20 protein-coding genes and 3 pseudogenes are annotated in these 24,496 nt (G+C 35.8%); 20 read left to right on the top strand and 3 right to left on the bottom strand.

What is annotated here, in order from left to right; translation table 11 throughout:
* Positions 1 to 325 precede the first annotated feature (325 nt).
* From BWGOE10_RS15725 to BWGOE10_RS15700, 6 genes are all read left to right on the top strand, one after another.
* Positions 326 to 910, top strand: a complete 585-nt coding sequence (locus BWGOE10_RS15725) for a DUF3238 domain-containing protein (RefSeq protein ID WP_070143953.1) — start codon at positions 326 to 328, stop codon at positions 908 to 910.
* A 152-nt stretch (positions 911 to 1,062) separates the two neighbouring features.
* A complete protein-coding gene (locus BWGOE10_RS15720; RefSeq protein ID WP_070143952.1) occupies positions 1,063 to 1,662 on the top strand; it encodes a DUF3238 domain-containing protein in 600 nt (199 codons plus the stop codon).
* A 71-nt stretch (positions 1,663 to 1,733) separates the two neighbouring features.
* Positions 1,734 to 2,360: an FMN-dependent NADH-azoreductase gene (locus BWGOE10_RS15715; RefSeq protein WP_070143951.1), complete on the top strand. Its 627-nt coding sequence runs from the start codon at positions 1,734 to 1,736 to the stop codon at positions 2,358 to 2,360.
* 582 nt (positions 2,361 to 2,942) lie between these two features.
* A complete protein-coding gene (locus BWGOE10_RS15710; protein ID WP_070143950.1) occupies positions 2,943 to 4,535 on the top strand; it encodes a spore germination protein in 1,593 nt (530 codons plus the stop codon).
* Positions 4,532 to 5,719, top strand: coding sequence for a Ger(x)C family spore germination protein (locus BWGOE10_RS15705; protein ID WP_070143949.1), 1,188 nt, complete (start codon positions 4,532 to 4,534; stop codon positions 5,717 to 5,719). The genes BWGOE10_RS15710 and BWGOE10_RS15705 overlap by 4 nt, the downstream gene beginning before the upstream one ends.
* 27 nt (positions 5,720 to 5,746) lie before the next feature.
* Complete coding sequence (locus BWGOE10_RS15700; RefSeq protein WP_070144029.1) at positions 5,747 to 6,835, top strand: GerAB/ArcD/ProY family transporter; 1,089 nt, start codon at positions 5,747 to 5,749, stop codon at positions 6,833 to 6,835.
* Positions 6,836 to 7,203: 368 nt separating this feature from the next.
* Here BWGOE10_RS15700 and BWGOE10_RS15695 read toward each other — a convergent pair.
* Positions 7,204 to 8,046, bottom strand: a pseudogene (locus tag BWGOE10_RS15695) (nucleotide sugar dehydrogenase); the annotation flags it as partial.
* On the opposite strand from BWGOE10_RS15695, the pseudogene BWGOE10_RS15690 reads away from it, so the two are divergent.
* The 6 genes and pseudogenes from BWGOE10_RS15690 to BWGOE10_RS15670 form a co-directional block, all read left to right on the top strand.
* A pseudogene (locus BWGOE10_RS15690) lies at positions 8,040 to 8,675 on the top strand (DNA repair protein); the annotation flags it as partial. The pseudogenes BWGOE10_RS15695 and BWGOE10_RS15690 sit on opposite strands and share 7 nt — an antisense overlap.
* Positions 8,672 to 9,012 (top strand): annotated as a pseudogene (locus BWGOE10_RS15685) (YolD-like family protein). The pseudogenes BWGOE10_RS15690 and BWGOE10_RS15685, both read left to right, overlap by 4 nt.
* 602 nt (positions 9,013 to 9,614) lie before the next feature.
* On the top strand, positions 9,615 to 10,034 hold the full coding sequence (locus BWGOE10_RS15680; RefSeq protein ID WP_070143948.1) for a hypothetical protein: 420 nt from the start codon (positions 9,615 to 9,617) through the stop codon (positions 10,032 to 10,034).
* 123 nt (positions 10,035 to 10,157) lie between these two features.
* Positions 10,158 to 10,316 (top strand): hypothetical protein, encoded by a 159-nt coding sequence (locus tag BWGOE10_RS32910; protein WP_171903119.1) that lies wholly within the window; start codon positions 10,158 to 10,160, stop codon positions 10,314 to 10,316.
* 188 nt (positions 10,317 to 10,504) lie between these two features.
* On the top strand, positions 10,505 to 13,111 hold the full coding sequence (ppsA, locus tag BWGOE10_RS15675) for a phosphoenolpyruvate synthase (RefSeq protein ID WP_070143947.1): 2,607 nt from the start codon (positions 10,505 to 10,507) through the stop codon (positions 13,109 to 13,111).
* Positions 13,112 to 13,334: 223 nt separating this feature from the next.
* Positions 13,335 to 15,722: an immune inhibitor A domain-containing protein gene (locus BWGOE10_RS15670; protein WP_070143946.1), complete on the top strand. Its 2,388-nt coding sequence runs from the start codon at positions 13,335 to 13,337 to the stop codon at positions 15,720 to 15,722.
* A gap of 153 nt (positions 15,723 to 15,875) precedes the next feature.
* Here the strand turns inward: BWGOE10_RS15670 and BWGOE10_RS15665 are convergent, their stop codons facing one another.
* The gene (locus tag BWGOE10_RS15665; RefSeq protein WP_070143945.1) at positions 15,876 to 16,493 is read right to left on the bottom strand and encodes a TetR/AcrR family transcriptional regulator; all 618 of its coding nucleotides are present in this window, start codon (positions 16,491 to 16,493) and stop codon (positions 15,876 to 15,878) included.
* 132 nt (positions 16,494 to 16,625) lie between these two features.
* Between BWGOE10_RS15665 and BWGOE10_RS15660 the strand changes: the two genes are divergently transcribed.
* The gene (locus BWGOE10_RS15660) at positions 16,626 to 17,846 is read left to right on the top strand and encodes a YhgE/Pip domain-containing protein (protein ID WP_081338150.1); all 1,221 of its coding nucleotides are present in this window, start codon (positions 16,626 to 16,628) and stop codon (positions 17,844 to 17,846) included.
* Between the two features lie 174 nt (positions 17,847 to 18,020).
* Here the strand turns inward: BWGOE10_RS15660 and BWGOE10_RS15655 are convergent, their stop codons facing one another.
* On the bottom strand, positions 18,021 to 18,527 hold the full coding sequence (locus BWGOE10_RS15655) for a GNAT family N-acetyltransferase (RefSeq protein WP_070143943.1): 507 nt from the start codon (positions 18,525 to 18,527) through the stop codon (positions 18,021 to 18,023).
* Positions 18,528 to 18,799: 272 nt separating this feature from the next.
* Here BWGOE10_RS15655 and BWGOE10_RS15650 point away from each other — a divergent pair, with 272 nt between their 5' ends.
* The 7 genes from BWGOE10_RS15650 (at position 18,800) to BWGOE10_RS15620 (ending at position 24,435) form a co-directional block, all read left to right on the top strand.
* The gene (locus tag BWGOE10_RS15650) at positions 18,800 to 19,234 is read left to right on the top strand and encodes a ferritin-like domain-containing protein (RefSeq protein WP_070143942.1); all 435 of its coding nucleotides are present in this window, start codon (positions 18,800 to 18,802) and stop codon (positions 19,232 to 19,234) included.
* Positions 19,235 to 19,436: 202 nt separating this feature from the next.
* The gene (locus BWGOE10_RS15645) at positions 19,437 to 19,901 is read left to right on the top strand and encodes a DUF2691 family protein (RefSeq protein ID WP_070143941.1); all 465 of its coding nucleotides are present in this window, start codon (positions 19,437 to 19,439) and stop codon (positions 19,899 to 19,901) included.
* A gap of 21 nt (positions 19,902 to 19,922) precedes the next feature.
* Positions 19,923 to 20,438 (top strand): GNAT family N-acetyltransferase, encoded by a 516-nt coding sequence (locus BWGOE10_RS15640; RefSeq protein WP_070143940.1) that lies wholly within the window; start codon positions 19,923 to 19,925, stop codon positions 20,436 to 20,438.
* Positions 20,439 to 21,317, top strand: a complete 879-nt coding sequence (locus BWGOE10_RS15635; protein WP_070143939.1) for an aminoglycoside phosphotransferase family protein — start codon at positions 20,439 to 20,441, stop codon at positions 21,315 to 21,317. It abuts the gene before it with no gap.
* Between the two features lie 125 nt (positions 21,318 to 21,442).
* Positions 21,443 to 22,771, top strand: a complete 1,329-nt coding sequence (locus BWGOE10_RS15630; protein ID WP_070143938.1) for a YjiH family protein — start codon at positions 21,443 to 21,445, stop codon at positions 22,769 to 22,771.
* A 113-nt stretch (positions 22,772 to 22,884) separates the two neighbouring features.
* Positions 22,885 to 23,472: a GNAT family N-acetyltransferase gene (locus BWGOE10_RS15625; RefSeq protein WP_070143937.1), complete on the top strand. Its 588-nt coding sequence runs from the start codon at positions 22,885 to 22,887 to the stop codon at positions 23,470 to 23,472.
* A gap of 330 nt (positions 23,473 to 23,802) precedes the next feature.
* Positions 23,803 to 24,435 (top strand): YdcF family protein, encoded by a 633-nt coding sequence (locus tag BWGOE10_RS15620; protein ID WP_002033016.1) that lies wholly within the window; start codon positions 23,803 to 23,805, stop codon positions 24,433 to 24,435.
* Positions 24,436 to 24,496: the final 61 nt, after the last annotated feature.

Here is a 24,496-nt window from a genome sequence, read left to right as displayed (position 1 = left end):
ATACAATAAAAACCCTTGTTTTAAATGAGTTAATTAGGTTACTTTTTGTAACTTTGTTATTTTATTGATCCTTCCGTGTGTGGTTTATTATCTATCATAATAAAAACAGAAAGTTGAGAATGAATAATGGCAAAAGTGATGTAAGATCCAATTCAATCAGTATCTGATGATTTATATGTAAAACCAGCGCCTTAAAGTCAATTAAGTTGACTATATTGGAATTCCGTTGTACTATACGAGATATAGTCAACTTAACTGACTGTATTCGTAGTATGAAAAGAATAGGATTTACCTAAATAAAATTAATACATTATGGAGGTTTCTCATGGCTAATATCGTTAAAATTAGGGGAAGTGTATTTGCTCCGTATGCTTGGTTAGAGCCTATTAAGGATTCTGTAACAGGAAGAATCTTAGAATATACTGGTGATGCACGTGAATTTACACCACACGCTGTAAACACAATGCGGTCAAGATTAGAGCAAGAAGTGATTATTGATTTTCATAAAAAAGAAATTTTTACATTTGCAGATGCTTGTATTACAACTGTAAAAATTACAAATGTAGATGGTTCTATTGAGCATAAACAGGGGAAAACAGGTACAGAAAACATTGTATGTACGAATGTTGCATGGGGCGCTGATGAAGTCTCTTTTGAAATGAGGGCAAGCGCCAGCAACCCTTTAGATACAGCAGCACCTGCGGCGGACTATTTATTAACTATACATGTAAACAAAAGTGGAACTTTATATATTGAAGGTAAACATGATGGATTCCCTTGCTATGAATTTTATAAGCAAACAGATTTTGGCCCATTTGAACTAATCTATACACATGATTACAGAGAAACTGGTGACACTCCAAAAGCGCTAGCTGGAGAGATGGAATACAATTTTAAAAAGATAATTTAAATATAAATATGAATCAGAAGAGTATCATGCTTTGCAAGCAGTAGTGAGTATGAAAGGAAAATAATTGATTGTTCTAAAGAAGTTGTGACCTTGTTTGCTAAATAATTCAATGTTTTGTATTACTTGAAAATAAAATTACAGAGGTGTTTCTCATGGCTAATATCGTTAAAATTAGAGCAAGTGTATTCATTCCAACGTCTTGGACTGCAATAGGTTGGACTGGATCTAAGAAAGATAATCAATTGGGAAACTTAATCGAATTCGAAGGTGACTCACGTGAATTTACCCCTTATGCTGCAAATGCTATGCGTTCTAGAGTTGAACAAGAAGTAATTGTAGATTTTCATAAAAAAGAAATTTTCGCATATGGGAATACGGGTATAACAACGGAAAGAGTTACAAATCCAGACGGTTCCGTTAATAAAAAAACAGGAAAAGCTAGTACAGAACGTATTGTATGTACTGATATTGAATGGGCTTCTGATGACGTCAAGTTTCAAATGAGTGCAAGTGCTAGCAACCCATTAAATATAAATGCACCTGCTGTTGACTATCTTTTAACTGTGCATGTCACAAAAGATGGTACTGTTGATATTGAAGGTAAACATGATGGATTCCCTTGCTATGAATTTTATAAACAAACAGATTTTGGTCCGTTTGAACTAATTCATACACATGACTTTAGAGAAACTGGTGATACAGCTGAAGCTCTAGGTGGAGATATGGAGTACAGTTTTAAGAAGATATTATAAAAAACAATATAATGCCCTTTTTAGTAAATAAATATATAACACATAAGATTGAATGATAGGAGTAACAAAGAATGACAACAGCTTTATTTGTAAAAGCAAACAATCGTCCAGTAGGTCAAGCAGTTAGCGTGAAATTATATTATGCTTTTTTAGCAAGCTACAAAGAATCGCATCCGAATGATACAGTGATAGAGCTTGATTTATACAAGGAAGACTTGCCATATGTAGGAGTAGATATGATTAATGGTACTTTTAAGGATAGTAGAGGATTTGATCTAACAGCGGAAGAAGCAAAAGTAGTAGCTGTTGCGGATAAATATTTAGATCAATTCCTTGCAGCTGATAAAGTTGTATTCGGTTTCCCGTTATGGAATTTAACAATTCCGGCTGTACTACACACATATATTGATTACTTAAATCGCGCGGGCAAAACATTTAAATATACGCCAGAAGGTCCAGTAGGTCTTATTGGAAATAAGAAAATTGCATTATTAAACGCAAGCGGCGGTGTATATTCTAAAGGTCCAAAAGCTGAAATGGAAATGGCCGTTAAATATGTAGCAAGTATGATGAGCTTCTTCGGTGTAAAAGATATGGAGAAAGTAGTGATTGAAGGTCACAATCAATTCCCAGATCAAGCAGAAGATATTATTGCAGAAGGTCTTTACAAAGCTGCTAAAGTAGCAAGTACGTTCTAATTAACAAAATACTCTTCATTCAAAAAAGCAGTACCAATAGATGGTACTGCTTTTTTATTCGCCTATCGCACTACTTTTGGACAATAAGAATCCAATTAATGCGGACTTTCCATTCTCAACTTAATTGAACAATAGAAAGAAGGGTTACATTATAATGGAACATTTTATTTACATTAACAGGATGAAAAATTCTCCAGCCTCTTTCATTATTTGAATCTTTAAGAGTAATACTGCAATCCATATCTTCAATTAAATCTGTTTCATATTCAATTAATAGCAATCAAAAAAGAAGCGTTTACTGAGTTGTGAAAATGGATCTCCCTATTTATAGATTAACTAACTTAAAGAAATAATTGAATAATTTCCCTATTGATGGAAATTGTAAGAAGGATATCAAGGGTGTATTTTCTTGTTAGCATTTTTAAGACAAATGATTTTACCTTCCAAAAATCATTATTTATTTAAAACTATTAGGTGGAAGGTATATAAAGCTTTGCTGTCAAGGAATCATTAACTTTAAGGTCCAAATATAGAAAAGCTTGTCTTTATAAAAAATATAAACCATTCAATAAATGGGGTAGTATGATGAAAAAACTTAGTAGAAAACGTTTAAAAAAAGATATTCAGGAACTTGAGAGTACAAGTTTGCTACTCCAAAATGATCAAGATCGTGAACTCGAACAGAGTGTATCTGCGAATGAAGAAGTTTTGAAACAAGTTTTTGACAATTGTTCCGATATTGTTTTTCGTCCAATTCTCATAAATAGTCAAACTAAAATTCTTTTTATTTATATAGATGGATTAGTAGACACCAAAATCGTGGAACAGGTTGTTTTGAAACCAATGATGTTCGAAGGTATGCCCAGTGGATTAAAGAGTGTGGATTCAGTAGGGGAAATCATCCAAAATCAGCTTATTGCTGTTTCTCAAGTAAAGACGGTTTCTAAAGTTCATGAGGTTATAGAGGGAGTATTGAAAGCTAATATCGTCATTCTAACAGATGGAGAGAGTCAAGCCCTGATTGCGGATTTAAAAGGGTTTGAAAAACGGAGTATTGAAGAGCCTGCTGCCGAAATCTCTGTTCGTGGTCCTCGGGACGGGTTTACGGAAACATTAAGGGTCAATACGAGTCTTGTTCGCCGAAGAATTCGGAGCTCAAGGCTAAAAATGGAGCCCTATTCGATTGGGGAATTATCACAGACAGATGTGGTGATTGCCTACATTGAGGGCATTGCTCCCGATTCGATTTTGGATGAAGTTCGCCAAAGGGTACAGCGAATTCAAATTGATGGGGTGTTGGAGTCAGCTTTCATTGAAGAGTTTATCGAGGATCAGCCTTTTTCTCCCTTTCCACAAATTCAGAATACCGAGCGGCCAGATGCAGTGTGTGCAAGCCTATTAGAAGGGAAAGTCGCCATCTTTGTAGATAACACACCTTTCGTTCTGATCGTTCCTATGACATTCTGGACAGGTCTTCAAGCATCGGAGGATTATTATGAACGATCCATCTACACGACCTTTATTCGATGGATACGTTTAGTATTAATCAATATTTCATTATTTCTTCCGTCTCTCTATGTTGCTATTACAACCTTTCATCCGAAATTAATCCCGACAAATTTGCTTATTAGTATTGCAGCTGCTCGAGAAGGCATTCCTTTCCCAGCTGTCATAGAAGCGCTAATGATGGAATTTTTATTTGAAGGTTTGAGGGAAGCGGGCGTTCGGTTACCAAAACCTGTTGGATCAGCAGTTAGCATTGTCGGAGCACTTGTTATCGGACAAGCTGCCGTGCAAGCTGGTATTATTTCGGCACCTTTGGTTATTGTTGTGGCGACAACTGGTATTGCGTCGTTTGCGTTCCCGCGCTACAACTTAGGAACAGCTTACCGGATGCTGCGCTTTCCGATGCTACTATTGGCGGGGATGCTTGGGCTATATGGCATTGCTATAAGCACTCTTGCGATTTTGATTCATTTAACTAACATTCGTTCTTTTGGCATTCCGTATCTAAGTCCGGTTGCGCCTCAGACTCCTCGTGATTTAAAGGATATTTTGCTCCGAACACCTCGGTGGAATATGACTCACCGTCCTATAATGGTATCTGGTGAAGATAAAGTGCGTTTTCCAGATGGGCAACAGCCAGGTGCGAAACGAGGAGGAGAAACAGAATGAGCCTGCACAAGGCATGTTGTATGATACTGGTCGTTTCTTTATTTTTCTTGACGGGCTGCTGGGATCGGACGGAGTTAAATGATCTGGCAATAGAATTAGGATGGGGACTTGATCAAGCGAAGAATAACAAGGTTGAAATTAGCGCTCAATTTATCATCCCATCAAAAATGGGAATGGGACAGAGCGGAAGAAGTGATGCAGGAAAATCGGTTTTTATAGAATCGGGAACTGGAAAGGATACACATGAAGCCGTACAAATGATGCAAACAAAAATGTCGAGAGAAATCTTTCGAGGGCACCAGCGTGTGATATTAATTGGAGAAAAAATGGCTAAAAACGGTCTCGCTCCAGTCTTAGATGCATACAGCCGTGATCCTGATATTCGATTACGAGCAGATGCGTTAGTAGTAAAGGATAATACTGCAAAAGAGTTTCTGAAAGCATCCATCCCTTTAGAGGCTATACCAGCACTTGGGGCACTTAAAGAGCATATGCAAATAGAGGCATTGGGAGATACGTCCTTATTAAATTTTCTTATTGCTGGTACGAGTGATGGAATCACTCCAATTTTGCCTGTTATTAAACTAAATGTGTCTCATAAAAAAGATAAAACTGAGGTCAAAGGGTTTCAAATTGTAGGGGGAGCGATATTTAACAACGATCTCAAATTGGTAGGATACTTAAATATGCAGGAATGGTTAACCACTCTTTGGGTAGTGAATCGTTTAAGTAAACAGACGATTACAGCAACTGCCTCCAAAGCAAATGGTAGTGCAAGTTTATATATGACAAAAATCAAAAGAAAAATCATACCTACTATTCAAGGGGACACAATTAAGTGTGACATTATTTTTTCTGGCGAAGGAACGATTCAGGAGAACAATACGAATTTAGATCTTTCGCAGCCAAAAAATCTTACTCTTTTAGAACATGTATTGGAAAAACAATCTGAAAAGCAAGCTCTCCAAACTATTAAAAAGGTTCAAAAACAATACGGAACCGATATCTTTGGATTTGGAGAAGCCATTCATCAAAAATATCCATCCGAATGGAGAGGACTAAAAAAGAATTGGACGAAACAGTTTCGAAAAGTGCAGGTTTCTGTTCATACAAATTTGACTATTCGGCGAGTAGGGCTGACTGGACCATCGTTGCAGTTAAAGAAAAATGAAATAAAAAAATAAGGAGGAATATAGAGTGTGAGAAATTCAATGAAAATCTCTGGCAGGCAAATCTTTTGGATGATGTTTACATTTGAAGTGGGGCAATCAATTCTTCTGATCATCCCATCTACGATTCGTACTGCCAAACAAGATGCTTGGATTTCAATCGTGATTGCAGGGTGTGTAGGGATTGCTATTACTTTTCTGGCAACTACACTCGGTTCGCTTTATCCGAAGCAAACTCTAATTGAATTTAGTCAAACCATTCTTGGTAAATGGCTAGGAAAGCTGATGATTATTCCCTACTTCTTTGTATGGTACATGATAATTTGGATAACCGTCCGTGAATTTGGTGATTTCATTATTATCGCTTTGTTTCATAATACACCTTTGTGGGTCATTGTCTTTACTGCTATGTTATTGCTCATTTTTATTATTTACCAAGGCGGGGTGGAAGGTATTGGACGCTTAAGTGAAATCATTGGGCCGATGGTACTTTTAATGATAACGTTTGTAATCATTTTGAATTTTAGCAATATGAATTGGGACTATATGCGCCCTATTTATCACGATTCTGGATGGTTTCCAATCCTTAAAGGTTCCTATACCCCTGTAGCCGCTTTTTTTGGAGAGGCTGTCATGATGACAATGTTCGTTTTCTTTATGGACAAACCAGAACAAGCGTCATCACGGGCGATGTGGGGAGTAGGACTGGCCGTTTTCATGGTAACGATCGGAACATTAGCGGTTATTTTAACATTCGGTCCAAATTTATCTTCAAGGTTTTTGTATCCGGTATACGATTTGAGCCGGTACATATCCGTCATGGAATTCATTCAAAATGTGGATATTCTGATTGTTATTATTTGGTTTTTTAGTATTTTTGTTAAACTGGCGTTATATATGTTTCTTGCTTGTTATGGAACAGCACAAATGTTTCATTTGAAGGATTGGCGAAAAGTAGTTTGGGTTCTTGCTCCTCTTTCGTTTATCATAGCTGTGTCGGTTAAAAATATCCAGATATTCACCCATTATTACTACATATTTTTCGTGATTCCAATTGCATTTCCCGTCTATGAGCTAGGAATTCCCTTACTGTTATTGGTGGTTGGCAAAATTCGAAGGAAATATGTATAAACTCAATCGGTAATGTATTTGAATGAAGGGATGCTTAGTTTTTTGACTAAAATAAAAAGAGAAAGGGCCTACTCAAAAGCGTAGGCTCTTTCGTTTATATATTACGTTCTAATTGTTTTCTCCGGGATATTCTTTTCATAAATAACTTTATAAGAATATACATATTTTTTGGCTATACCAAACCAAAATGCATCTCCCATCTACCGCGTTACTACTTTCGATAAATATAAAGTTTCTTTTAATTGGACTGTTTGTAGAAAAATCATAAAGTTGTTTTGTATTGAGCTTGTAAAATAGAACATTTCTCTATCAATCGCATAAAAAATTTGCAACAGAACTAATGAAACCAACTGCTGCTACAAGGATTTTTATGGCCGACCAATCCCAATATAATGTAAACCATTTTTTACTATTTCATTTTGTTCAAGACAATTGCGGCCACCGACGATTTTACATCCTCGCATTAATTTTTTTACTTGTTGCCAATCAAGTGTTTTAAATTCATCCCATTCTGTGGCAATAATTATACAATCCGAATCTGTAATAGAGGACTCCAATTCAGTATGTTGTGTAACTTGTTTTTTTAAATGCGAAGGGAGAATAGCTATTGGATCATAGGTATGAATCTCGTAACCGAGCGGAATTAGTTTTTCAATAAGTGTTACAGCCAGAGAGTGGCGTGTATCATCTGTATTTGGTTTAAAGGAAATCCCTAAAATTGTTAATTTTTCCGAAGAAGGATTTTTTAAATTATTTTTGATTCTTTCAATATAGAGATCTACTTGTGTTGAATTGATAGATTGTACAGCTTGTAAAATAGGGACTGATACTTGTTTACTATTTGCGGTGTAAATTAGTGAATTTAAATCTTTTGGAAAACAGGATCCTCCATAACCAAGCCCTGCTTGAAGAAAGTTGGGATTGATTCGGAAGTCATACCCAATTCCTTTTGCTACTTCAGTAATATCAATGTGATAAGCGTCACAAATTCTAGCAATTTCATTTATAAAAGATATTTTCGTAGCCAAAAATGCATTCGAGGCATATTTAATCATTTCCGCGCCATCTAAACTAGTATGAAAGAACGGTGCTTGAATACTTTTATAGAGTGTTTGCATAATTTTTAGTGACTTTGTGTCATCTTTTTGTATACCTATGACGGTTCTATCCGGAAAGAGCATGTCACGAACAGCTGAACCTTCACGAAGGTATACATACAATAGGGGAGTTAGCGCAGTACCCTTTGAAATATTTAAAGCAATCTTTTGGTGTAATAGGAGAAGAATTACATCTACATAGTAACGGGATTGATTTCAGCAGAATAGCAGAGAAGTATGTTCCAGCAACAACATCTATAGCGAAAAGCCAAATATTATTACGTGATTATTCGGTAGAAGAGTTCGTCGTTATTTTATTAGAACATATAGAAGAAGTTTGTTATAGGTTGAGAAGAGAAAAGAAATACGCACAAACGATCCATTTTTCAGTTGGATATAGCAAGGAATACGGCGGGGGAATAAGAAAGGCACATACGTTAAACAGAGCAACAAATTTAACGATGGATATTTACAATGTTTGTACATATTTTTTATACGAGCGGCATACAGGGGAGCCGATTCGATCGATAAGTATTTCGTTAACAAATTTAATAAATGAAGGAGAAGAGCAAATTTCACTTTTCGATAACATTATACAAAGAGAAAAAGAAATGAGATTAACGAAGGTCATGGACGAAATTCGAACACGATTTGGTAAGAACAGTATTTTACGAGGGATTTCCTACACAAGCGTCGCAACAACAAGATATAGAAACACATTATTAGGAGGGCACAAATCGTGAAGAATGCAAATATGCCAAAAGGAAGAGGAATGGTAAAGTGGCAACCGTTTGCTAGTATGCCAGAGCAGTTCGTCTGTATTAAAGAAATGATACACGAGCAAACAAAGGTCCCGCGTCCAATCTTAACGCAAGATGCAAAAGAAAGGATTGAAAATAAGCTGTTAATTTCATATTTAGGTGAGGAAGAGGTTTTACTTACATATCATAAAAATGGCTACTTATATAAAAATTACATAACAGTAGATGATATAAATCCATTAAATGGGTTGATTACTTGTACGGATCTTTTTGTAATAAGAAGACTTTTAAGTTTGGTGATGTAATTGAAATTGATTAAAGTGTTTGTCTATGCAACTGCTATTAGTATAGAGCTTGCTCAAATAGTTTAATCAATGGTGAAAGGAGCAGATGGTGTTTTAGAATAAATTTTGTTCAAATTCATGCAAATGAACTTGATAAAAGAACAAAAAGAAAGAGCAAGTATGCTGCGATCATTGGGAGATGACTTACCATGAATCCTTTTGTTTTGTAAAAGGTGATGAATAACCTTAATTTTCGAAAAATATTTTGACGTATTACTTTTTTCGCTATAAAATAATATACGGACAATCAAATTTAACCAAAAATATACAAAGGATATACCTTTCTAGCAGTTATATGCTTAGGTGTGTCCTTTTTCGTAAGTATAAGGGGAGATTTCATAAATCAATTATTCGGTGGGAAGGGTTAACATGAAAGCAAAGAGCTAGTTACGTTAGCAATCTCATTTTTTACTATTAGCAGGTTCTAAAGGGAATAAAATAACAAAAGAAAGACGTAAATAAAGTTTAATGGTTTATAAAGTAAAAGTATTATTTATCAGTATCTCCCTCATATATTTTGCGGTTAAACATTATTTTTTTCGTACTAATAAACATAAATAAAAGAGGTACAGATGACATGAACGGTATAGGGACTTTAATTGAAAACCATGTAGAGGCGTTGTTTCTTATTTTTGTAAGTATAGTTGTACTAGTATTTCAAAGTATTGTCTTTGTAAGAATTGTAAGAGACTGGTTTAAAAGTAAAGATATAGAGAAGTTAAAAGAAGATAAAAAGTATATTAAGAAGTTAACTATAGTATACGTAGGAATTATGGTAATAGGTGCTATAACTAACTTACCTTTATTCGGATTTATATTGTTAGGTTTTATGTCTAACACTATTATATTAACGTCTTTAAAGATAGAATTATCTAATACAAAGTCAAATCAGTTGAAGACTGTAAAGAACTCAAATTTCATGTTATGGTTTGTAATAAACGCTATGCACTTAGTATTATTCTTTATTGAGAAAATAAATCTTATTAAAAGTATGTAGGCTGGAGACTTAGGAATAACGAGATGCTTTCCTATGCTTCATTGATGAACTATATAAAAATTGTAGTACAACTAGCTCATCTTTAATCCACCAATATTGATAAGAAAAAATAGTGATAGAACAATGGGGATTACTGGATTAGAAGACATCCGGTTGTTTAGTAAGATTTGGATGTTTCGATTTCAAAAACCTTTGCAAATAGAAATATTAGTTCAAGCTATAATCAATTCTGCAAAAACAAAAGATAACGGTATTTTTATGATAGAAGGAAATGCAATTTAGAAATATGTCGAAGCTAAATATGAATAAATTAAAAATAAGATGCCCCAGTTGCTGTTCTTCAACTGGGGCATCTTATTAATCTCTTCTTAACTTAATTATACCATGTAATTAACGTTCAAAATAGACTGTTTATTCTCATTTACTACTGCTACAATCAAGAACACATGCATAATAAGGAGAGATGTTACATGAGTTCTTTCGTTCTCGATTTTCAGGAAATAGAAAACACGCAGCTTTCACTCGTTGGTGGAAAAGGATTGAATTTAGGGGAGTTATCCAACGTTCAAGGGATACAAGTGCCAGAAGGTTTTTGTGTTACAACGGTAGGGTATGAAAAGGCTATCGAGCAAAATGAAGTGTTTCAAGCTTTGTTGAATCAATTAACAAAGCTGAAAATTGAGGACCGAGATCAAATTGGTGAAATTAGTAAGAAGATTAGAGAAACCATTATGGCGGTAGAAATTCCTTCTGATGTAGCGGAAGTGGTAGCTCGTTCTCTCTCTCGTTTTGGAAATGAGCATGCTTATGCAGTGCGTTCTAGCGCTACTTCTGAAGATTTACCGTATGCTTCGTTTGCTGGTCAGCAAGATACGTATTTAAATATCATCGGAAAAGAAGCAATCTTGCAGCATGTAAGAAAGTGCTGGGCTTCTTTATTTACAGATCGAGCAGTCATTTACCGAATGCAAAATGGTTTTGAACATAGCCAAGTTTCTATATGTGTTGTCGTTCAAAAAATGGTTTTCCCTGAGGCTTCGGGCATTTTATTTACTGCTGATCCGATTACTTCTAACCGAAAGGTGTTATCAATCGATGCAAGTTTTGGACTTGGTGAGGCTTTAGTATCAGGACTGGTCTCTGCCGATAATTATAAAGTAAAAGAAGGCGAAATTACCGAAACGATGATAGCAACTAAAAAATTAGCTATTTATGCTTTAAAAGAGGGCGGAACGGAGACGAAACAGATTGATCCGGCTCAGCAAAAGATTCAAACGTTGTCTGAACAACAAATTTTACAACTAGCACAGATCGGAAGACAGATTGAAGCTTATTTTGATTGTCCGCAAGATATTGAATGGTGTTTAGTTGATGATATATTTTATATTGTCCAAAGCAGGCCGATAACGACTTTATATCCAATACCAGAAGCAAATGATCAGGAAAAACATGTGTATGTATCGGTTGGTCACCAACAAATGATGACCGATCCTTTGAAGCCATTAGGAATGTCTTTATTCCAGTTAACATCTTTTGGACCGAGGTTTCAAGCTGGAGGAAGGCTGTTTGTTGATGTTGCACAAAGATTGGCTTCACCTGCTAGTAGAGAATCTTTATTAAATACAATAGGGGAATCGGAGCCGCTTATTAAAGATGCATTAACGACTGTAATAGAGCGAGATGATTTTATCAAATTGTTACCGGATGATGAAAAAGAAAAGAGTGTTGGTAAAAGTATGCCGCCTGCAAGTTCGCAACCACAAATCGAAAACGATCCGGCAATCGTTACGGATTTAATAAAGAACAGTCAAGCATCGATCGAAGAGTTAAAACAAAACATTCAAACGAAATCAGGGCTGGATGTACTTGATTTTATTTTAGAAGATATCCAGCAATTAAAGAAAATATTATTTCACCCGCAAAGTATGGTTGTCATTATGGCAGGTATGAATGCTTCATTATGGATGAATGAAAAGATGGAGCAATGGCTAGGTGAAAAAAGCGTAGCAGACACACTATCACAATCTGTACAAAACAATATTACGTCAGAAATGGGGCTAGCATTATTGGATGTTGCAGATGTGATTCGGCCATATCCAGAAGTCATTGAGTATTTACAGCATATAGAAGATGACAGCTTTTTAGATGAGCTAGTTAAGTTTGAAGGCGGGGATAAAGCACGAGATGCAATCTATGCTTTTCTGAATAAATACGGAATGAGATGCAGCGGAGAAATCGATATTACGAAAACGCGCTGGAGTGAAAAACCAACTACAATTATCCCGATGATTTTAAATAACATAAGAGATTTTGAAATGGGTGCTGGCAAAAGGAAATTTGAAGCAGGGCTGCAGGAGGCTTTGAAAAAAGAAGAAGAGTTATTAGATCGATTGCAGCACTTGCCAGATGGTAAACAAAAAATAGAAGAAACGAAGCGAATGATTCGTAACATCCGGGATTTTATCGGTTATCGTGAATATCCAAAATACGGCATGATTAATCGCTATTTCATATATAAGCAGGCAATATTGAAAGAAGCCGAGCAACTCGTGCAAAATAGTGTTATTAATGAAAGAGAAGATATATACTATCTAACTTTTGAAGAACTTCACGAAGTCGTCCGCACGAATAAACTGGATTACGAGGTTATTCATAGACGGAAAAGTGAGTACAAATTATATGAAAAACTAACGCCTCCGCGTGTTATTACGTCTGATGGAGAAATCATTACTGGGAAGTACAAACGAGAAAATCTCCCGGCTGAAGCAATCGTAGGTCTGCCTGTTTCTTCAGGAGTGATTGAGGGGAGAGCACGCGTTATTTTAAACATGGAAGATGCGAATTTAGAAGATGGAGATATATTAGTTACGGCATTTACCGATCCTGGATGGACACCATTATTTGTATCTATAAAAGGGTTAGTCACCGAAGTTGGCGGACTGATGACACATGGAGCAGTTATTGCACGTGAATATGGATTACCAGCAGTCGTAGGGGTAGAGAATGCTACAAAACTAATAAAAGACGGGCAACGAATTCGGGTACATGGAACAGAGGGGTATATTGAGATACTGTAGTTGCGCTTTAAATGAAAGATCATCCGCTATAAGTAGTGGATGGTCTTTTTATTTTTTAAGCCAGTTGCTATCACCTGAAACATTGATGAATCAGAATGTATATCAATCTAAAATAAAGAATATTTTCAAAAATATTACAAATTCAGACAATATATTGTTAAATTTCAGAATATTCTTTATTATAGAAACATTGGAACATATTTAATATTGGGGAGGAATAGGGATGAAGAAAAAGCCTTTTAAAGTGCTGTCTACGCTTGCGGCGACAGCTGTGCTTAGTTGCACATTTGGGTTTGGTAGTCAATCTGTTTATGCAGCAACGCCGTCTAATGTAGGAACTTTAAGTCCAATTGATGAAAATTTAATTCCGGAGGATCGTTTAGCAGATGCGCTCAAGAAACGAGGTGTAATTAGCGAATCTGCGTCGAAAGAAGACACATTAAAAGCTGTTGAAAAATACGTAGAGAAGAAAAAAGGCGAAAATGCTGGAAAAGAACCAGCAGCGGGGGACAGTGTTACGAGAGAAGCTTCTGACTTTTTGAAAAAAGTTAAAGATGCAAAAGCAGATGAGAAAGAAAAAGTAAATCAACCTGCTATTGGTCCGGTAGCTGGACAAGAGCAGATTAAAGGTGGATTAAACGGAAAAGTACCAACTAGTTCAGCGAAGCAAAAGCAATATAATGGAGATGTTCGTAAAGATAAAGTTCTTGTATTGCTAGTAGAGTTTGCTGACTTTAAGCATAACAATATTGATCAAGTACCAGGTTATATGTATTCAAATGATTTTAATCCAGAACATTATCAAAAAATGTTATTTGGTGATGAGCCGTTTACACTCTTTGATGGTTCAAAAGTCCCAACATTTAAACAATATTATGAAGAGCAATCTGGTGGTAGCTATACAGTCGATGGGACAGTAACAAAGTGGTTGACAGTTCCTGGTACAGCGGCGGATTATGGTGCAGATGCAGGAGATGGCGGTCATGATAATAAAGGACCAAAAGGACCTCGTGATTTTGTAAAAGAGGCATTAAATGCAGCAGTAGAAAGTGGTATTGATTTATCTGAATTTGACCAATACGATCAATATGACAATAATGGTGATGGCAATAAAAACGAATCAGATGGTCTTATTGATCATTTAATGGTCATTCACGCTGGAGTTGGGCAAGATGGAGGCGGTGGTAGACTAGGTGATGACGCAATTTGGTCACATCGCTGGAACCTTGGAACACCATATCCAATTGAAGGAACAAAAGCAAATGTTGATAACTGGGGCGGTAAAATGGCAGCATACGACTACACAATTGAGCCGGAAGACGGAGCAGTTGGTGTATTCGCGCATGAATTTGGTCATGATTTAGGTCTTCCAGATGAGTATGATACGAAGTATTCAGGAGCAGGTGAGCCAATTAACTCTTGGTCTGTTATGAGCGGCGGCAGCTGGGCTGGTAAAATTGCAGGTTCAACGCCACCGAGTTTCTCTCCGCAAAACAAAGAGTTCTTTCAAAAGAACATGGGTGGAAACTGGGCAAATATTGTAGAGATTGACTATGATAAATTAAATCGCGGTATAGGTCTTGCGACGTACTTAGATCAAAGTGTAACGAAATCAGCTCGTCCTGGTCTGATTCGTGTTAACTTACCAGATAAAGATGTAAAAGGTATTCAGCCTGCATTCGGTAAGAAATATTACTATAGTACAAAAGGCGATAATCTTCATACAACAATAGAAACACCAGTGTTTGATTTAACAAATGCAACACTGGCGAAGTTTGATTACAAATCATTGTATGAAATTGAAACAGATTATGACTTCCTTGAAGTACATGCAGTGACAGAGGATGATAAGAAAACGTTAGTGGATCGAATTGGCGAAAAGAATGTGAAGAATGGTCTAGACACAACGGATGGTAAGTGGATAGATAAGTCATATGACTTAAGCCAATTTAAAGGACAAAAAGTAAAACTAGTATTCGAATACATTACAGATGGTGGTTTAGCACCGAACGGTTTTACTCTTGATAACGCTACATTAACTGTAGATGGAAATGTTGTGTTCTCTGATGATGCAGAAGGCGAAGCGAAATTAAAATTAAATGGTTTCGTTACAGCAAACGGTTTTGATAAGAAGAAACATAACTATTATTTAGAGTGGAGAAACTACGCTGGTGCTGATCAAGCGTTAAAATATAGCGGTGGTGTACCATATAATACAGGTCTTGTTGTATGGTATGCAGACTCTAGCTTTACAGATAATTGGGTTGGTATGCATCCAGGCGAAGGTTTCTTAGGGGTTGTTGACTCTCACCCAGAGGCAATTGTTGGAACGCTAAACGGCAAACCAACTGTTAAAAATAGTACACGGTACCAAATCGCAGATGCTGCGTTCTCCTTTAACCAAACGCCAGCATGGAAAGTTGTATCTCCAACACGAGGAACATATGATTACAAAGGGTTACCAGGTGTAACGAAGTTTGATGATTCTAAATTGTATATGAACGATTTAATCCCAGATGCAGGACGTAAAGTACCGAAGTTTGGATTGAAATTTGAAGTAGTTGGACAAGCAGATGATAATTCTGCAGGAGCAGTTCGTTTATATCGTTAATAATGGAGAAGCTGTTGAAGGGGATTCCTTTCAACAGCTTTTTTCATAGGAACATAAATTTCAAGTTACTAGTAAAAATAATAGTAACTACTCAGCCATACATTTCATTTAGAAGTTTGTTGATGTTTAAAGCATGTTTCTATGCAGGCAAGCTTATTTCTTTAAACCAGCTGCATAGAAAGGACCATGAACTGCGATTGTTGATAAAATACGAGCAATTTCCTCAGGTGTTTCTTTTTGTCCATTATTTAACCATTGTTGAATGACACCTATATGAGCAGATGCCATATAAGAAGCTAAGTATTGGCTTGGAACAAGTAAATTTTCCTTATTAATGAGAGCGCCATTCGTATCTTCAAATAGTGTTTTCCACATAAAGTCTTTCAATTTTGTTTGGAAAGATAAATCTCCTTTTGGGCTTAGTACAGCTTTCATAAAATCACTATTGTCATTTAGAAATTCAAGGATAGAAGCGATAAGTACAAACGGCATTGTTGGAGAAGGATTTGATCCAAGTTCAGCAATAACTTCCGGAAGTTTCTGTTTGGCAATGCTGGAAAACTCATGCATAATTTCTTCTTGGCATTTTGTCATTAAATCAAATTTATCTTGATAGTGTGCATAAAAAGTGCCACGGTTTATGTTTGCTTTCATAGTAATATCTTTCACTGTAATGGCTTCAAAACCTTTTTCCTCAATTAACTCCACCAATGCATTTCGTATGGCAGTTTTCGTACGAATAACACGTAAATCTAAATTACTATCGCGCAAAGCATGTCCCTCCTTAATTTTTTCCAACACATTTAAAGAAAGTGTCTTATAACCGACACATTCACTATTTTTGATTATTGTATAAGATTTAACTTAAACATATAATTCAAAATATAAATAAACAACACGTTGTTGGTTATTATAAATCAAATTATAGGAGGAGAAAAGAAAATGTTTAAAAATAAACTTTTATTGTTATCACCAATTATTGCACTACTTGTAGTTTTTATTTTTTCATTAACATTATTTCCAAGCGTTCAACCTCAGCCGAAAAACTTGCCAATAGCAATTGTAAATGAGGATCAAGGAGTAGAAATTCCGAATCAAGCGAAAATGAATATGGGGCAAACAATCGTTGATATGATGAAAAAATCATCGAAATCAGATGAAGAACCTGCGGTGAAGTGGGTAGAAGTAAAAAATAAAGAAGCCCTTCAAAAAGGTTTAAACAATCAAGAGTATTATGCAGCATTAGTTATTCCGAAAGAATTTAGCGCAAAACAAGCATCATTACGAACACCACAACCATCTTCGCCAGAGGTAGAAATATTCATAAATCAAGGAATGAATACAGCGGCATCAACTATGGCAGGGCAAATGTTAAATGGTGTAGTTGATAATATGAACAATACTGTTCGTACTGAGCTATTAGACGGATTGAAAGCAAAAGGAGCTACTTTAACAGCTGATCAAGCTTCAAATTTAATAACACCTATTGCGAAGAAAGTGACAAATGTGAATGGAATTGGCAAAAATAGTGCGAACGGAAACTCACCAATATCCTTATTCCAACCGTTATGGATTGCAAGTTTAGCGAGTGCAGCAATCATCTTTATTGCGATTAGTAAAATGCCAGTAGGTTCACGAAAAGAAAACTTTGTATTGAAAGTAAAACAAATAGTAACAGGGGCTATTGCCGCGCTTGTAATCGGATTTGGTCTTACATGGATTGCAGATGGCATGGTAGGATTAAATATTTCGAATGTCACGGATACAGCGTTGTTCTTATCCATTACATCGTTTAGTTTCTTCCTAATGATATCTGCGGTACTTTCATTAGTTGGGCTAAAAGGAATCGGATTATTCGCTTTATTACTATTCTTCGGAGCACCATTATTATCGCTAGCACCTGAAATGTTGTCTCCGTTTTATCAAGATTGGATTTACTCATGGTTACCAATGAAATTTATGATCGAAGGACTTAGAGAAATCTTCTTCTTCGGAAAAGGATTAAGCTGGAATACACCAGTTACTGTCCTCGTTTGGATTGGTGTAGTAAGTATGGTTACTATATTAGCAACTGCTTTCAAACGTAGTGCAGTAAAAGGGCATAAAACAGAATTGAACGCTTAAAAAAAGCCGTTTCACTAATTAGTGAAACGGCTTTTTTGTGATGAAATCTATAAGCTGAAGAATTAGTATTTGCTGTTGTAGCCTTGGAATAAATTTTAATAATTTTTGTGATTTTTTCTCAATTTAAACGCCTGATTGTTGAACAGTGTTTTGTTTGGAATTAAGTCGGGATCTCTAAAGATCGCGTACGTTCCAAACAATCTCACCGCGCTCGTCCTCCCATGTACTGTGATGCCGCTTAAATCCTATCTTTTCTAGCACCCGGAGGGAAGCAACATTCCAAGCGCCTACAGTCGACCAAAGTCTATGGCGCCCAGTAGCAATCGCAGCGTCCAGCACAACGGATGCTGCCTCAGTCGCATAGCCTTTATCATGAGCACTGCGGAACAACTCGTATGCAATCTCCGGCTCTTCAAGTGTGGAACGTCCGATAATCAGGCCGCAGTATCCGATGAAATCGCCTTCGTCTCGCCTTCGAATAGTGAGAAGGGAAATGCCATTTTCGTCTGCCTTTTTGCGCATCTCAATAAGCCGGCTACGAACGGAGTCAACGGTTGGCATGTCCACACCACGTTCGCCAATTAATTTTCTCATCCAAACTGAATCTGATTCCTCCCACATACTCAGTTCAAGTCGTTCAGTTTTTAGCTGGAACTCCATAGTTTTAAATAAAGGTGGCATAGTGGAACCTCCTAGTTATGTCTCTGCACCTATAATAGCTTCACACATCATCATCACATCAGGTTGATTCGCGAATTTATTTTCCAACTCCCGCGAGAGTTTATAGCAACAGTATACAAAAAAATATTGTTATTGTATGCATAAGCAGTTACCCTACAAAATAGACCTTGTTATCAAACTTTATTTTAAATCTACAGCTGTCCCGTTATATATACATGCTCCTACTATTTCGAAATGCATAAAATGTTATGCGAAATTATGGAGGGGATACGATGTATAATTCAAATTATCATGGTTGGTATAGACAGAATGATAAGTTGATTAGTGATATTGAAAAAGCTATAAACGGAGAGTATAGTGCTATCAATTGCTATGCAAAATTAGCTAATATGGCTCCAAATCAAGTAGAGCAAAAACAAATTCTTGAAATCCGTAATGATGAAATAAGACATTTTCACCATTTTGTACAAATTTATACGAATTTAACTGGCAGACAGCCGAAACCACAGATCACAGAAGGTTGCCCTAATACGTACTTACAAGGATTAGAGTTCGCTATACAAGATGAGCAAAAAACAGTAGATTTTTATTTGGAAATTTCAGATGAAACATCAGATGCAGCTATGAAAGATTTGTTACGGAGAATAGCTGCAGATGAACAAAACCATGCGGTATGGTTTTTATATTACTTTGTGAAGTCGAAGTGAATTACTTAAAAATAAATAGAAGAAAAAGCACCTTAGTTATGTGTAACAATTGAGGTGCTTTTTTATATTTAATTTAAAACTGAAGCGAACTATTGTGAAGTACTTGCTTTCCAAAGAATAATATGTTTGATTAGGTAATAATTACCGTTTTTAAAAAGGAATAGAGATGATTATTCATGGTCTATAAAGAAGGGATAAACAAATGAAAAGAGGAATTTTTGTAGATATTCCAAATGAATATGATAATTTACTTTGGAAAGTGTTAAAGCCGGTTAATATTTCTTCATTCGATTGGTGGGTGGGGAGTGAGGAGTCATACCTAGTGGCACGTGGTGGATTGGATGAGGCATTATTTCCAGAAGAACCAAGTGTAGTGGAAGGAATAGATTTGAAAAATTTATTTAAAGACAACGTATATTATCTTATTTTTGCAGATTTAAAAGCATATACAAAAGGAGAAGAAGTAGTAGGTATTGAAACATATGAAGAATTTAAAGAGAGTAAGTGTGAATTAGTCTTACTAGTTGTGGATTGTACATACGTCACAATTTACGCTAAAGATCAAAAAGTAATTAAGGCGTTATATGAGAATGCTCAGAATCTAAATTTTTATGTAGAATACGTTACAGATGAAAATGACGGCAGAACTCGTTTGTCAGTATGGTAGTAATATGAAAGGGGAACAGAGATATGGAGAGAGACAGTTAAAGAATATACAATTCGAATTGCTACTGAAGATGAAAGTAATAGCATTATTGCTCTATTAAAAGAGGTAGCACAGTGGTTACAACATAAAGAAGTGGATCAATGGCAGTATCTTTTAGGAGGGGAAGCTACGGTTGAAATACTAGAAGGTATAAAAGAGAAATATACGTATGTTGTAATGAAAGAAGAGGAGATTGTCGGTACAGTTACAGTAGTTCTTAAACAAAATGAATGGGATGAACGTATTTTTGGTAAAGAGGAAGTTTCTAATTCATTATATATTCATAGATTTGCGGTGAAACGGAAGTATAAGGGGAATGGAATCGGAGAATGGATTTTACAGTGGGTAGAAGAGAATATACAACGTGATAAAGAGTATTTGAAATTAGATTGCGTGGGGCATAATCGTACGTTGAATGACTTTTATAAGAGAAGTGGTTTTGAGTATGTTGGAAGTACGGATGGGCTTAGTAAGTTTCAAAAAAGAAGGGGAATGTGAATGAATCCAATTAACACAGAACTAGTAAAAAAGTTAGTACAAGGACAGTTCCCTGAATGGGCACATTTAGAAATTAGGCCGATAAAATGTAGCGGGCATGATAATAGAACGTTTCATTTAGGGAAACTGATGAGTGTCAGATTACCAAGTGATGCAGCATATGCACCGCAAGTAGAGAAAGAAAACAAGTGGCTTCCTATATTAAATAAGGAACTTTCTATACCAATTTCTATACCAATTGCGAAAGGGAATCCATCTGAAGAGTATCCGTGGCCTTGGTCTATTAATAAGTGGCTAGAAGGAGAGACAGCTACGAAAGAAAATGTTCGTGACTTAGATGAGTTTGCGGCGGACTTAGGCTCATTTTTAATAGAGTTACAATCAATTGATGCGAGTAACGGACCAATAGCTGGTGCGCATAATTTTTACCGAGGCGGACTTATATCTGTATACGATGAAGAGGCGAGAGTGGCTATCGAAAATAATAAGGACATTTTTGATGAAACATTATTAAAGCATCTTTGGGATTTAGCGCTTCGGTCAACATGGGACCATAAACCAGTTTGGGTTCATGGAGATATAGCACCAGGGAATTTACTCGTTAAAGATGGAAAGCTTAGTGCCGTAATTGATTTTGGTATTTTAGGAGTAGGAGATCCTGCTTGTGATGCAGCGATGGCATGGACATTTTTTGATAAGAATAGTAGAAACGTATTTAAAGAAGTATTGCGTATAGATGAAGAAATGTGGAATAGAGCGAGAGGATGGGCACTTTGGAAGGCGTTAATTATATATGATGCGAATAGGGGTAGTAATGAGAAGGTGGCAGAAGAATCTTATCGTGTGATTCAAGTGATTGTGGAAGATTATGAGAGGTAATAGAAAAAGCCTATTTTGATCGTATATTTCAAAATAGGCTTTTTTACATGATTAAATATTCAAAATCAAAAGAAGGAATCTAACATTATTATACAGAATATTTAGATAATAGGAGGTGTCGAATTTTGAATGAAATTGAATTAAAAAGTAATGTAATTAAGACAGGACGAGAGAAGGGGATTATTCTTCGGTTTATACTCGCTAGTCTAGTTGGGGTGTTTATGTTTTTCGTACCAGTTACGATAAACGGTGCTTCGTCTATTATGATTGATCATATCGTATCGTGGATTCGGACTTCAGTTCCATCTGTAGTACCATATTACGCACTACTTGTAATGATAATTGGTGCGATTTATCCGTTTTATACGAAAAAATGGAATGCATCTATCGTAGATATTTGTTTTTCTATTTTAAAAGTAGTAGGTGTTGTTTTTGGCGTATTATATTGTTTGAAAGTAGGACCAGCTTGGTTCTTTGCGCCAGATGTTGGACCGTTTTTGTATGAGAAGTTAGTTATATCGGTAAGTTTACTCGTTCCAATTGGCTCGGCTTTTTTAGCGTTATTAGTCGGATATGGATTGCTAGAATTTATAGGTACATTTTGTCGCCCGATTATGCGCCCGTTATGGAATACGCCAGGACGATCAGCAATCGATGCGGTTGCTTCATTCGTTGGGAGTTATTCGTTAGCCTTATTAATTACTAACCGTGTTTATAAAGAAGGAAAGTATACGACAAAAGAAGCAGCCATTATCGCTACGGGTTTTTCTACAGTATCCGCAACATTTATGATCATCATCGCAAAAACACTAGATATAATGCACTTATGGAATATGTACTTTTGGACTACGCTTATCGTAACATTCATCGTGACTGCTATCACCGTAAGAATCCCACCTCTTAGTAGAAAACCAGATACATATGTAACGGAAGAAGGGTTCCCAGAGCCCGTTTATAAGGAAAAAATGTTAGAACGTGCTTGGGAAGATGCATTAGAAGTATCAAAATCTGCACCGGGCGTTATGAAAAATATCGCAGTGAACCTAAAAGACGGGTTTATTATGACGATGGGAATTTTACCATCGATTATGTCAGTAGGGTTAATTGGTATCGTCTTAGCAAAGTTCACGCCAATATTTGATTGGATCAGTTACATTTTCTATCCATTTACGTGGGCTTTACAATTACCAGAAGCAGAGTTAGCTGCTAAAGCTGCATCAGTTGGTATTGCAGAAATGTTTTTACCATCATTGTTAGTTGTAAGTGCACCACTTGTGACAAAGTTTGTCATTGCAGTTGTTTCGGTATCATCTATATTGTTCTTCTCAGCTTCAATTCCTTGTATATTATCAACTGATATTCCGTTAAAAGTATCTGAACTTATTATTCTGTATGTGCAAAGAACGATTTTAACGTTGCTTATTATTACGCCGATTGCATACATACTTCTATAACGAATGAGCTCGCTTTAAAGAAAGGCGAGCTTTTTTACGGTGTTTATTTTATTATATATTAATAATGCGTTATTATTTTGTATGATATAGTTACAAGAGGGGAGGGGTAATAAATGGAAATTATTCACGAAAGAGCAAAGTTACGCTTAATGGATAGCAATGATGTCGAAAAAATGTTTTCAATCGTGGAAGGAAATCGAGATATTTGGGCGTATTTAATCTCTAAAATGGATACTGTTCAAGATATGCAACAATATGTTCAAAAGGCGATAAAAGCTTATGGGGCAGGTAAGGATTTACCATTTGTAGTTGTTGATCAAAAAACAAATGAAATTGTAGGAAGTACACGCTTATATAACATTTCAGTTGAAGATAAGACAGTTGAATTAGGACAAACGTGGTATGACCCGAGTGTACAACGTACGAGTATAAATACAGAGTGTAAGTATATGTTACTTGAGTGCGCTTTTGAAAAATTACATATGCTGAGGGTGCAAATTAAGACTGATGTAAGAAATGAAAAAGCACAAAGAGCAATTGAAAGACTCGGCGCAGTAAAAGAGGGTGTACTTAGAAATGAAAGAAAATTGCCGAGCGGGCATGTTAGAGATGCAGTTGTATACAGTGTTATTGCAAGTGAATGGCCAGCTGTAAAAGAACGGTTATTAGAAAAATTAGAGTCGTATAAAGAAAAACGATAATTCATATTAAGAAAGGTGTATTGATCGTCAAGATGAAAAATATACCTTTTTTCTTACAAAACTGTTACTTCTTTTATTTACTTTTGTTTCATCATTCCATTATGAGAAAAAATTCGTTACAATGTAGTTGTATGGTAATAAACTTATAAATTACACAAATGTAATGAAACCGCAAACGAAAAATGAATTGATAATCCTCAATTTTAAATGAAAACCCTTTAATACATATATATAACAAGAAAAATTCCTTCTTTTAAACAAATTCAAACAAAATGATTTGATATATACGTTTTTATATAGAAGTATGGATGATGTACGGAGGCAGTTTAAATGAAAGAAAATAAGAAAAGTAAGAAAAGAAGAATCTTGCAAGTATTCTTGCTTATGATTTGTTCTATTATTTTATATGTAAGTTATGCAGCTTACGATATTTGGAGTTATCGCTTTAAAACAGATGATGGTGTGAAGACAGATGCTGGTATCGTGCTGGGAGCAGCTTCATGGAACGGAAAACCATCTCCTGTATTTAAAGAAAGAATTAATCATGCAATTTCTTTATATAAGAACGGTAATATTAAAAAGATTATTTTCACAGGCGGTACAAAGTTTGAGGCAGAGCTTGAGGAAGCGCGTACTGCTAGAGTGTATGCACTGAAACATGGTGTAAAAGAAGAGGATATTCTAATTGAAACAAAGTCCCTTTTCACAGAGGATAATTTAAAGAATGCAAAGCAAGTTGGAATAGAGAACGGAATACGCACATATACGATCGTGAGTGATCCACTTCATATGAAGCGTGCGATGAAAATTGCGAAACATATTAAAATTGAAGCGTATGCATCACCAACTCCAACGTCAGCGTATAAAACGTTAGATACAGAAATCCCCTTCTTTTTTAAAGAATTATGTTCGTATATTGGATATGTAACCTCTTTGCCATTAAAGGCATTGAAAGGGGATTAATATAAGAAAAGAACCTATCCTTTTATAGGAACTTTTCTTATTGTTCAAAAACATTGTATTT

It is taken from the genome of Bacillus mycoides (assembly GCF_001757995.1).
GTDB lineage: Bacteria > Bacillota > Bacilli > Bacillales > Bacillaceae_G > Bacillus_A > Bacillus_A mycoides_B.
The sequence above is the reverse complement of the archived record's forward strand: the minus strand, read 5'-3'. Positions and strand labels throughout refer to the sequence as shown.